This is a genomic window from Christensenella sp. (assembly GCF_034927525.1).
Lineage (GTDB): Bacteria > Bacillota > Clostridia > Christensenellales > Christensenellaceae > Christensenella.
The window spans coordinates 1-10,567 of record NZ_JAYFPU010000209.1 but is presented as its reverse complement, the minus strand read 5'-3'; the positions used below and the strand labels follow the sequence as shown (position 1 = coordinate 10,567).

At 52.5% G+C, this 10,567-nt stretch carries 10 protein-coding genes, 2 pseudogenes and 1 riboswitch; of the genes and pseudogenes, 7 read left to right on the top strand and 5 right to left on the bottom strand.

The window, feature by feature from the left end; genetic code table 11:
- The 3 genes and pseudogenes from VB081_RS08755 to VB081_RS08745 all read left to right on the top strand — a co-directional run.
- Positions 1-410: pseudogene (locus tag VB081_RS08755) on the top strand (mechanosensitive ion channel family protein); the annotation flags it as partial.
- Between the two features lie 130 nt (positions 411-540).
- On the top strand, positions 541-918 hold the full coding sequence (locus VB081_RS08750; RefSeq protein ID WP_323400442.1) for a DUF488 domain-containing protein: 378 nt from the start codon (positions 541-543) through the stop codon (positions 916-918).
- A 2-nt stretch (positions 919-920) separates the two neighbouring features.
- Entirely contained in the window at positions 921-1,271 is a 351-nt protein-coding gene (locus tag VB081_RS08745) for a DsrE family protein (protein WP_323400441.1), read from the top strand.
- A 46-nt stretch (positions 1,272-1,317) separates the two neighbouring features.
- Here the strand turns inward: VB081_RS08745 and VB081_RS08740 are convergent, their stop codons facing one another.
- On the bottom strand, positions 1,318-2,670 hold the full coding sequence (locus tag VB081_RS08740; RefSeq protein WP_323400440.1) for an MATE family efflux transporter: 1,353 nt from the start codon (positions 2,668-2,670) through the stop codon (positions 1,318-1,320).
- A 352-nt stretch (positions 2,671-3,022) separates the two neighbouring features.
- Complete coding sequence (locus VB081_RS08735) at positions 3,023-3,463, bottom strand: OsmC family protein (protein ID WP_323400439.1); 441 nt, start codon at positions 3,461-3,463, stop codon at positions 3,023-3,025.
- Between the two features lie 261 nt (positions 3,464-3,724).
- Between VB081_RS08735 and VB081_RS08730 the strand changes: the two genes are divergently transcribed.
- Complete coding sequence (locus tag VB081_RS08730) at positions 3,725-4,579, top strand: glycerophosphodiester phosphodiesterase (protein ID WP_323400438.1); 855 nt, start codon at positions 3,725-3,727, stop codon at positions 4,577-4,579.
- Between the two features lie 76 nt (positions 4,580-4,655).
- Here the strand turns inward: VB081_RS08730 and VB081_RS08725 are convergent, their stop codons facing one another.
- On the bottom strand, positions 4,656-6,137 hold the full coding sequence (locus VB081_RS08725) for an L-fucose/L-arabinose isomerase family protein (RefSeq protein ID WP_323400437.1): 1,482 nt from the start codon (positions 6,135-6,137) through the stop codon (positions 4,656-4,658).
- A gap of 22 nt (positions 6,138-6,159) precedes the next feature.
- Positions 6,160-6,783, bottom strand: a complete 624-nt coding sequence (locus tag VB081_RS08720; RefSeq protein ID WP_323400444.1) for a DUF4867 family protein — start codon at positions 6,781-6,783, stop codon at positions 6,160-6,162.
- 197 nt (positions 6,784-6,980) lie between these two features.
- On the opposite strand from VB081_RS08720, the gene VB081_RS08715 reads away from it, so the two are divergent.
- Both VB081_RS08715 and xylB read left to right on the top strand, forming a co-directional pair.
- A complete protein-coding gene (locus VB081_RS08715) occupies positions 6,981-8,003 on the top strand; it encodes a LacI family DNA-binding transcriptional regulator (protein ID WP_323400436.1) in 1,023 nt (340 codons plus the stop codon).
- A 14-nt stretch (positions 8,004-8,017) separates the two neighbouring features.
- The gene (gene xylB, locus VB081_RS08710) at positions 8,018-9,541 is read left to right on the top strand and encodes a xylulokinase (RefSeq protein ID WP_323400435.1); all 1,524 of its coding nucleotides are present in this window, start codon (positions 8,018-8,020) and stop codon (positions 9,539-9,541) included.
- A 55-nt stretch (positions 9,542-9,596) separates the two neighbouring features.
- On the opposite strand, the gene crcB is transcribed toward xylB, so the two are convergent.
- Positions 9,597-9,986: a fluoride efflux transporter CrcB gene (gene crcB / locus VB081_RS08705; RefSeq protein WP_323400434.1), complete on the bottom strand. Its 390-nt coding sequence runs from the start codon at positions 9,984-9,986 to the stop codon at positions 9,597-9,599.
- Positions 9,987-10,032: 46 nt separating this feature from the next.
- A riboswitch (Fluoride riboswitch) is annotated at positions 10,033-10,103 on the bottom strand.
- 144 nt (positions 10,104-10,247) lie between these two features.
- Between crcB and VB081_RS08700 the strand changes: the two are divergent.
- Positions 10,248-10,567: pseudogene (locus VB081_RS08700) on the top strand (hypothetical protein); the annotation flags it as partial.

Sequence of the window (10,567 nt, the reverse complement as noted above, 5' to 3'; positions counted from 1 at the left end):
ATGTGGTCATCCCCAACGGCGTGCTCGATAAGGAGATGGTGCTTACCTCTCACGGGCTTCCCGACCAGTCGGTCAACAACCAGCTCAACATCGGGATATCCTTTGACAGCGACATCGATCTCGCGAAAAAGATCATCACAGACGCTGTGACGGCACACAAAGACCATATCGATATGCGCAGCGAACAGGAGAAGAAAAACGGCGCGCCCGAGGTGCTCATCCGCATCACGGATTTTGCTCCGTCGGCCGTCATGCTGCGCGCGTTCGTGTGGTCAAAAGACCTTGTAACAGGCAACCAGATATTATCCGACCTGCGCTATACGATCAAAAAACAGTTCGACGCAAACGGGATTGTGATTCCATATCAAACGCAGACAGTCGTACTGGCAGAAAAAGAGGACGGAAAGTGATCCGTCTTTTTTTCCGCGGCAGCAAGAACGATGTCAATAAATCTTAGGATACTCTTAAGATTTTGTTTCGAAGTTTTTATGTTTGAGGTGCTATCGTATGCTTATAAGTAAGCATACGAGGTGATGTGATATGCTGAAAATCAAACGGGTATACGACAGTGCAGAAGAACAGGACGGGTACCGTATCCTGGTGGACAGGCTGTGGCCGCGGGGAGTTTCAAAGGAAAAGGCAGATATCGGCCTGTGGGCAAAGGACATTGCGCCCACGCCGCAGTTGCGCAAAGATTTCGGTCATGAGCCCGAAAAGTTCCCCGCGTTTTTGGAGCAATACACAAAAGAGCTGGAAGGCAACCCTTCCATAGAGGCGTTTGTGGATGCTGTCAGGGAAAGGCTTGCGCAGGGGAACGTCACGCTGGTGTATGGCGCGAGGGATACGCAGCACAACGACGCTGTCGTATTGGAAGCATTTCTGGAGCAAAACTTGGCCGCGAAGGCCGGAAAGGAATGACAATGAAAGTAATATTACATGTAGATGAAGCGAAAAAATGGAAGCTGGCGTTGGAAAACGCCAAAAACCTGCTGCAATACGGGGAAGAGTTTGGAAAAGAATATGTTGTGGAGATTTTAGCGAACAGTGCGGCGGTCACGTCGCTCACGCAGGCAAAGGCAAAAGAGGAAGGCCTGTTTGCGGATATGGAAGATTTGGCGATACAGGCCGTCGCGTTTGTGGCGTGCAGGAACGCACTCAAGGCAAACGCCGTGCTGGAGGGAAGCCTGATTCCCTTTGTGGAGGTCGTTCCGGCGGGAGTCGCAGAGCTTGCAGATAAACAGGCCGACGGATATGCGTACGTAAAGCCGTAAAGAACAAGTAAGAAAAAGGGCATAGAAGAATCTATGCCCTTTTTTCTTACAAGCTGACAAGCCGCCGTGTTTTCCATCTTCCGCGGAAGAAGTAGACGGCGGCGACGATCGCGGGAGGCACGGGCGCAAGCATCTCCGCCACGTAGACGCCAACAAAGCCGTACCCTAGTGCAAACCCCAGAATCAGGCTGCCCGCAATGCGGATGACGAGGCAATCGAGCATGGAGTTTAAAAACGCAAACATTGCGTCACCCACGCCGGTGGCAAAGGAATTGAACGCGTACATCACGGCGTAAACGATACAGTTGAGACCGCAGCATATCCGCAGGTAAAGGATGCCTTCGCTGATGACAGCCGGGTCGGTGTTAAAAAGCATGACCAGCTGCGGTGCAAAAAGCTGGAAGATCACGGTCGTAATGGCAGCTGCGGCAACACACAGTTTTGCGCCTGTTTTTGCCGCGGCCTCTGCGCGCGCAACGTTTCCCGCGCCCATCACCTGTCCGGTGATCGTCGTCATCGCCTGCCCTACCGCCCAGATGGGCATGGCGGCAAAAGTGTTGAGCTTAAGCCCGATGCCCGATGCGGCGGCGACCGCTACGCCGAACACATTGAGCATGCCCGTTGCGATCAGGTAAGAAAGGTTGAGGATCGCCATTTGGCCTGCTGTGGGCAGGCCGATCTTTAGGATCAATTTTGCTGTTTTTTTGAGGAACCGCCCGCCCGCGTACGCCCCTTTGGCAAGGCCGGAACGCTTCAGGTGGATGGCGGCGAGCAGAAAAGAGATGCCTTGGGAGGCAACCGTCGCGATGGCAGCCCCCTTTGTACCCATATGGAGGCCGCCGACCAGCAACAGATCGAGCACGATGTTGACGATCGTCGCCGCCAGCACGAAATAAAGCGGGTGTTTGGAATCGCCCATGCCGCGCAGCACGGCGCATACCGCGTTGTAACCAAACACAAACGCCGTCCCCATACAAACGACGTTCATATAATCATCCGCGTATTGCATCGCTTCCTTGGGGAGCTGCATCAATGTAAGCAGCGGACGGTAGGCGAGCAGGCTTACGACCGTGATCAGCGCGGAAAGAAGCATGGAAAGCGTGAACAGTGTGCCGATGGTCTGTGCCCGCTGCTGCTTATCGCGCGCGCCCTCGAACTGCGCGACAAGTACCGCGCCGCCTGTGGTGATGCCTGTACACAGCGACGTGATCACAAAAACAATCATCGAGGCGCTGCTTAAGGCAGCAAGCCCCTCGCTGCCCACGAACTGTCCGACCACGACCATATCCACGATGCTGTATAAGGACTGCAGAAGGTTTGCTAGAAACAGCGGCCATGCAAAGCGAAGCATTTGCCGGGCCATGTTACCCGACGTAAAATCCTGTATTGTCTGATTCATAATGATATTCCTTTTTTTGAGCCATAGTAGCATTCCGCGGCACAAAAAAACCGCGGGACATTGCCTGCGGCCATATCATCAGAATCCATCAGAAAAAACAGTATCGAAACAAAAGCGCATTTATGCGCGCATCAACACCATCGACCGATGAAACGGCTTTTACAAGCCGGATTAGGCTCTATGCAATGTCTCATCCTGTCCATTTGCACAGAGCTGCTTAAAATACAAAATTTCATACTGCTGTCACCTTTCGTCCTTTTATGATACGCGTCCCAAAGATGCGTGTCAAGAAGGGTACCATGAAAGCTACGCAATAAAAAAGGCGGGAAAGCACCCCGCCTTTTAGCTGTTACTATTCTACGAAAACGCCCGCACGAACGAGCTTGACGCCGTTTTCCAGGCAATCGCCCACCGGGCAATGGCTCTCGATATAATCCGCAAGCTTTTCTGCTGCCGCCTGACCGGATTTTGTCTTAAAGTGCATCGTGAAACGGATCTCCTGAAACCCGTTGCGTACGTCCGCAAGGTCTAAAAATCCATCGGGATCAAGGTCGCCTTCCATCTCCACATGGAAATCTTCAAGGTCTACGCCGCATTTTTGCGCAAACGCCGCCGCGCAAATGGTCTGGCATGCCCCGAGCGCGCACAAGATCGCCTCGACCGGGTTAAGACCCTTGTCTGTACCGCCTAATTCCGGCGGTTCGTCCAGCAAAATCTTAAAACCACGGGAATCCGTCTCCACCTGCAATCCGCCCGGAAGCTTCTTTGCAGTTGCTTTGAATGTCGTTAACATGAATACGCACCTTCTTTCTTTTTAATGGATATATTGCCATACCTAAATCATATAGTGTCTCAAAATGAAACACAAAAACAGAAAAGCCACAAAACGGCAATAATCGGAAGGATATATGCACGTGGAGGAGATAATGTTAAAGAACAGCAAAACGGATCAATATTCATTTATTTTTAAGAAAGTTTTACTAAATTTTCTATTTCTTATTTACATGTTTTCGATTATAATAGGCAATGGTAACAAAAGGAAGTGAGAGAACAAATGATTTCAGACTTAACAGCTTGCCTGATCGTCATCGGGCTGGGAGCCGTCGTAGTACTGATCCTCAACCGGATCATGACGGTCGTATCCCCGCCGCAGGAAAAGACATGGCTGACAGAATTTCAATATGCGCACAGAGGGTTGCACGACGAAACGGTAGCCGAAAATTCTCTGCAGGCGTTTCAGAATGCGGTGGATGCTGAATTTGCCATCGAGTTCGATGTACAGCTTTCAAAAGACGGAAAGATCATGGTGTTCCACGACAGGGATTTAGAGCGCATGACGGGCGTGTCGGGAAGGCTCAAAGACCGTACCTACCGCGAGCTGAGGAGCCTGCGCCTTAGGGGTACGGATCAGAAGATCCCTACGCTTGAGGAAGCGCTCGCAGTGGTAGGCGGCAAAGTGCCGCTGCTGATCGAGATCAAGAACCGCGGCATGGCGGGAGCGCTCGAGAGAAAGCTTTACAATGCTTTGCTCGGCTATGAGGGAAAATACGCGATCCAGTCGTTTTCGCCCTTTTCGGTCAGATGGTTCCGGCGCAACGCACCGCACATCTACCGCGGACAGCTTGCGTGTAACTTCTGGAAGTGCAACGAATTTGCAGCCAGCAAGATCCAACGCTTTTTGATCGCAAACCTACTGCTTATCATACAAAAGCTGGGTGTGAATTTTATCTGTAAGCCCAACTTCATCAGCTATGAGCTGCATAAGGTAAATTCGCGGCTCATCAAGCGGCTGCGCAGGAAGGGAGCGCCCATCTTTGCATGGACGGTGCGCAACCACGAGCAGTACGACGACGCAAAGCAATATACGGATTCCGTCATTTTCGAGGGATTCCGGCCTAAGGATATGTAACATATAAGGACAGTAAAAACCACTCCAAAGGACGGAGTGGTTTTTTGCTATCACCAAATTATGATAAAGAGGGAAATCAATCAAATGGATTTTCCGTCGGGTACAGCATACCCTTCGGTTGGTTAAACGCAATATCCGTTACACCAAGATAGGTAAAGATCGTATGCAGCGCCCTGCCGCAATGCGCAAACGCCACCGCGCCATGATGGGGGTAATGCTTTTCGATCAGCACATGACGGTAAAAGCGTCCCATTTCGGAAATAGCGAAAATGCCGATGCCGCCAAAGCTTCCCGTAGCGACAGGCAAAATCTCTCCCTGCGCGATGTAGGAGGTAAGACGTGCGTCCGCCGTGCTTTGCAGGCGGAAAAACGTGATCTGTCCGGGCGCGATATCGCCCTCCAGCGTACCGCGCGTGAAGTCCGGCTCGCCGCCGTCCTCCAGCAGGCGGTTTTGGATGAGCTGGTATTTTACCGCCCCCTGCGAAAGCTTGCAGAACGGCGTATTGCCACAATGGAAGCCCATAAACGTATCGTGCAGCGCGTAGTCGTAGTTTGGCTTAATGTGCGTTTCATATAAGTCGGCGGGCACGGTGTTGTTGATATCGAGAAGCGTGACCGCGTCCTGCGTCACACAAGCGCCGATGTATTCGCTCAGCGCGCCATAGATATCCACCTCGCACGCCACAGGGTATCCCTGCGAGGCAAGGCGGCTGTTGACGTAACACGGTTCAAAGCCGAATTCCTCCGGAAAGGCAGGCCAACACTTGTTGGCGAATACGACGTAGTCGCGCGCGCCCTTGTTCTGCTCCGCCCAGTCCATAAGGGTCAGCTCATACTGCGCCATGCGCGGCAGCAGGTCGGGATAGGTGTTGCCCATGCCGAGCTCGTTTGCCATATCCGCAGCCACCTCCGCTATGCGCGGGTCGTCCTTGTGCGCACGGTATGCGACAAGCAGGTCAAGCTCGGAATTTTCCTGTATTTCCACGCCCACGTCGTATAAGGGTTTGATGGGCGCGTTGCAGGCAAAAAAGTCCTGCGGACGAGGGCCGAAGGTAATGATCTTCAAATGCGAAAGCCCGATCAGCGTGCGCGCGACGGGGACAAAGTCCGCGATCATGCCCGCGACCTCCTCCGCCGTACCCACGGGGTAAGAGGGAATGACCGCCGGTATTTTACGCAGCGCAAGGTTATACGAGCAGTTGAGCATGCCGCAATAAGCATCGCCACGGCCGTTGATCAAGTCTTTTCCCGATTCCTCGGCCGCCGCCGCATACATAACAGGACCGTCAAAACGTTGTGCGATCAGCGTTTCGGGCGTTTCCGGGCCGAAGTTGCCCAAAAATACCACGAGGGCGTTACAGCCCGCGGCCTTTGCTTCGTCCACGGCACGGATCATGTCCGTTTCGTTTTCCACTGTCGTTTTTGCTTCAAAGACCGAAAGTCCTTTTCCTTCGCATGCCTGCTTTACGGCTGCGCGGCGGCGTTCGGAAAGCGAGACCACAAAGCAGTCGCGGCTGACGGCGATCAGGCCTAATTTTACCTCAGGAATATTATTCATAACAAAGTCCTCCATCCTTTTTTTAAAGCGTAAGGTTATCGCCGACCAGCCCGATAAAAGCGCCGTCTTTTTCAAGACCGCTTTCTTTGTGGGCAATCAGCCATTTGTTGCGGGCAAATAAAAGCGCGTCTTCTTTGCCTGTAGAGGAAGCATTCTGCAAAGGCAGGTTCGTTCCGGCAGACAGTACAACGACACAGCGGAAGGCGTTTCCACCCTGCGCACACGGCGCATAGTGCAGTGTGGTGGCGTACAGTTCCACGGCAGTTCCAGCGGGGAGCGAAAAGGCTTCCATGCGCGAAGTGTCGTATGTATAGGATGCGGCATCGATGTCCTGCTGCCTTCCAAGCATCAGTATAAGGTCGGTGCAGGCAATATTGATCTCACTGCTGCGATGATACTCCACAGCGCTTAATGTATCGTTTTTGCCGTTGCAATAACCGATCTGTATGGGCATCCCGCCAAAAACGGAGTCTTTCAGTACCGCTGCTTCGCTCAGGTCGTGGAATGCCGGCACATCCGGCTCATAAACGACAGAGTCGGGCTGCGGTGTGTTTTCCATTGCAGAAATAAGCTGCGGAAAACGGTGGCCTGCCAAAATACGACCGTATTTTTCAAAAGAAGAAGATGAAACAGATTTGATATCCATCATATTTTACTCCTGTCAAAAATGATAAATGCAGAAAATGTGCTCGAGCACATTTTGTACAAATCAAACATAACACCATCGCGGTCACTTGTCAAATGATTTTCCATAAAAATATTGACGAAGAACAGGTAGGACGGTATCATGAAAATGAACAGTGTGCCTGTGCACATAATAAAAGGATGCGGAAAGGCAAACGGATGTCGGCGACAATCAAACAGATCGCGGAGCTGAGCGGCGTTTCAAGGGGAACGGTCGATCGGGTGCTCAACAACCGCGGCAAGGTAAAACCACAGACGGAAGCAGCGGTGCGCAGGGTGGCGGAGCAGCTTGGCTATCAGCCGAACCTTGCGGGCAAAGCGCTTGCCGTGCGCAAAAAAGCGCCGGTGATCGGCGTGGTCGTGTCTTCTGAGGAAAATCCGTTTTTTGAGGATGTGCTGCGCGGCGTCGCGCGTGCACAGCAAGAGCTTAAGGACTACGGCGTGCGCGTGCTGCGAAAACCGATGAAGGGCTACGACGTAAAGAGGCAGCTTGCGCTGATCGACGAGATACGCGACGAGATCAATGTGCTCATCTTAAATCCAATCAACGACCCGAAGATCGCCGCAGTGCTGAATGATCTGCAAAAGAACGGGGTCGGCGTGATCACCATGAACAACGATATTGAAAACTGTGACCGCCTGTGCTACGTGGGCTGTGACTATATACGCAGCGGACGTACTGCCTGCGGCATGATCGCCCTGATGACAAACGGACAGGCAAAGGTCGGCCTGTTGCCCGGCTCCAAAAAAATACTGGGGCACAACCAGCGTGTGCAGGGGTTCATCAATGCGGCGCGCGAGCGCTACCCGCAAATGGAGATCACAGGCGTAGAGGAAACGGAAGACGACGATATCGTCGCGTTTGAGACGACCAAAAATCTGCTGGCGGCACAGCCGCAGACGACCGCCTTGTTTGTGGCGGCGGCGGGCACGTACGGCGTTTGCCGCGCGGTCGAAGCGCTGCATAAGACGGATGAGATCACGATCGTATGCTGCGACGCGATCCCCTCCACCGTGGAAATGATGGAAAAGGGCGTGATAGAAGCGACGATCTGCCAGCAGCCGTTTACGCAGGGCAACAAATCGGTGCATATCGCGTTCGACTATGTGGTGAGCGGTATGCGGCCGCAAAAAGATACCTTTATCGTAAAAAATGAAATCAAAATATTAGAAAACTTGTAACGGGAGGATAGGATATGAAATATTTGTTAGGGATCGACATTGGCACATCAGCGACAAAGACCGTGCTATTTGACGAAGCGTTCGAGGTGATCGCTTCCAGTACGCAGGAATACCCGATGTACCAGCCGCACAATGGCTGGGCAGAGCAGCGCGCGGAGGACTGGCGCGATGCGGTTTTAAAAACGATCAAGGACGTCGTTAAAACATCCGGCGTTGCGGGCGAGGACATTGCGGGCGTGGGGCTGTCGGGGCAGATGCACGGGCTGGTGATGCTTGACGAACAAAACGAGGTCATTCGGCCGTCTATCATCTGGTGCGACCAGCGCACGGCAAAAGAATGCGAGGAGATCACGCAAAAAGTGGGGGCGGAAAGGCTGATCGAGATCACTGCCAACCCTGCGCTTACAGGGTTTACTGCCTCCAAGATTTTGTGGGTGCGTAACAACGAGCCGGAAAACTACGCGAAGTGCCGCCATATCCTGCTGCCCAAGGATTATATCCGCTTTATCCTGACAGGGGAATATGCGACGGAGGTGTCCGACGCGAGCGGCATGCAGCTGCTTGATGTACCCAAACGGCAGTGGTCGGCTGAGGTGCTTGAAAAACTGGACATCGATCCTGCTATGCTTGCCAAGGTATACGAATCACCGGAGGTCACGGGCACGATTTTGCCGGATATCGCAAAAGCGACGGGGCTTTCGGAAAAAACTGTTGTCGTGGGCGGTGCGGGAGACAATGCCGCGGCAGCGGTAGGCACGGGTATCGTGCAGGACGGGCGTGCATTCACAACGATCGGCACGAGCGGCGTAGTATATGCGCACAGCTCAAAGATCACCATCGATCCCAAAGGCCGTGTCCACACATTCTGCTGTGCGGTTCCCGGCTGCTGGCATGTGATGGGCGTGACGCAGGGGGCTGGCCTTTCGCTAAAGTGGTTCCGCGACCAGTTTTGCGGGGATTATGTGGAAGAAGCGAAAAAGCAGGGCGTGAACGTGTACGACCTGATGGGTAAGGATGCAGCGACAGTACCGGTAGGCAGCAATAAACTGATCTATCTACCCTACCTGATGGGCGAGCGTACGCCGCACTTAGACCCTGACTGCCGCGGCGTATTTTTTGGGTTGTCCGCTATCCACACCAAAAAAGATATGATCCGCGCGGTCATGGAGGGCGTTTCCTATTCGCTGAAAAATTGTGCGGATATCCTCTATGGTATGGGTGTTACGATCGACGAAATGATGGCGTGCGGCGGCGGCGGTACCAGCCCGCTGTGGCGGCAGATGCTGGCAGACCTCTATGGCTGCGACGACAAAACGATCGTATCCCAAGAGGGACCGGCTCTTGGCGTGGCGATCCTTGCCGCGGTAGGTGCGGGGCTTTACAGCGACGTTGTGTCTGCGTGCGCGAAGGCAGTAACGACCGACCAGAGCTGCCCGCCCATCCCGGAAAACCAAAAGGAATACCCCAAATACTATGAGGTGTACAACGATCTTTACGGATGCTTAAAAGAGGAATACAAAAAACTGGCAAGTATCTAAAAAATGATGATGCAGGAAAAGACCGGCGTATCGCCGGTCTTTTTTGTTGCTGCGCTCAGGCGACACTGTTTTTAAAAAGCAGCTTCGCCGTAAACATGCCAAGGATGACCCCTAAAAAGCTAAAAATGAGGTTAAAGACAATGTTGCCGAACGCGCGGGCATAGTCTGAAGCCAAAAACAAATTGATGGTCTCCATGCTGAAGGCAGAAAACGTAGAAAGCCCGCCGAGCATTCCTGTCGTCAAAAAGAGCTTTGCACGCGGCGTTATGATGGATGTTTGCTTTTCCATGCCCGCCAGAAAGCCGACCAGAAAACCGGCAATGATATTAGAAAAAAGTGTTGCGAGAGGCATTTGCACGGGCAGGGGCAGCATCAGCTTGGTGATCAAAAACCGCAGACAGCATCCAATAAAGCCGCCCGCACCCACTACTAAAAACTCGATCATAAAATTATTTCCTTTCCGTCAATAAAAAAAGCCGACAGCTTCTGCATATCCTGCAGAAGTCATCAGCGTAAAAGCGGTTTTGGTTTCCCACGGGAGCACTTCATTCCCTTGTCTTTATTTTAGCAATAAAATTTTGCTGCGTCAATCAAATCCCTAGATATGGCAGAACCGTAAACAATCTGTTAATATTCTATCGGTTTTTCACACCTTTTTTATAGGTTTGTTATAATGACAGTATTCTAGAGAAAAGGACAATACAATGTGAAGAAGATACTGGTGATAATGATAGGCGCTTTGACGCTTGTATGTACCCTGTCCGCCTGTGCTCTGCCCAATGCGGGCAAGATACAGGTCATATCGTCGCCTGAACCCGCGCCGAGTGCGCCCGAAGCTTCTCCGCCGCCTTCTGATGAGGCGGGGGAAGCGCTTACGGACGACGAGATCGGCGAGCTGATTGAAGAAGGCGTTGTTCCGCAGGATGCGGCAAGCGCTGAAGAGGGCGGTACCAAATACGACGAAAAAAAGGCGCAGGCCACCATAGAAGAATACCGCGAGAGGATCGAATGTACATCCACGATCAT

Bases quoted from the DNA above. Each gene is read 5' to 3' on its own strand.
- crcB (WP_323400434.1), bottom strand. From the start codon at position 9,986: ATGATCGAGTTTTTAGTAGTGGGTGCGGGCGGCTTTATTGGATGCTGT.
- VB081_RS08740 (WP_323400440.1), bottom strand. From the start codon at position 2,670: ATGAATCAGACAATACAGGATTTTACGTCGGGTAACATGGCCCGGCAA.
- xylB (WP_323400435.1), top strand. From the start codon at position 8,018: ATGAAATATTTGTTAGGGATCGACATTGGCACATCAGCGACAAAGACC.
- VB081_RS08735 (WP_323400439.1), bottom strand. From the start codon at position 3,463: ATGTTAACGACATTCAAAGCAACTGCAAAGAAGCTTCCGGGCGGATTG.
- VB081_RS08725 (WP_323400437.1), bottom strand. From the start codon at position 6,137: ATGAATAATATTCCTGAGGTAAAATTAGGCCTGATCGCCGTCAGCCGC.
- VB081_RS08715 (WP_323400436.1), top strand. From the start codon at position 6,981: ATGTCGGCGACAATCAAACAGATCGCGGAGCTGAGCGGCGTTTCAAGG.
- VB081_RS08745 (WP_323400441.1), top strand. From the start codon at position 921: ATGAAAGTAATATTACATGTAGATGAAGCGAAAAAATGGAAGCTGGCG.
- VB081_RS08720 (WP_323400444.1), bottom strand. From the start codon at position 6,783: ATGGATATCAAATCTGTTTCATCTTCTTCTTTTGAAAAATACGGTCGT.
- VB081_RS08750 (WP_323400442.1), top strand. From the start codon at position 541: ATGCTGAAAATCAAACGGGTATACGACAGTGCAGAAGAACAGGACGGG.
- VB081_RS08730 (WP_323400438.1), top strand. From the start codon at position 3,725: ATGATTTCAGACTTAACAGCTTGCCTGATCGTCATCGGGCTGGGAGCC.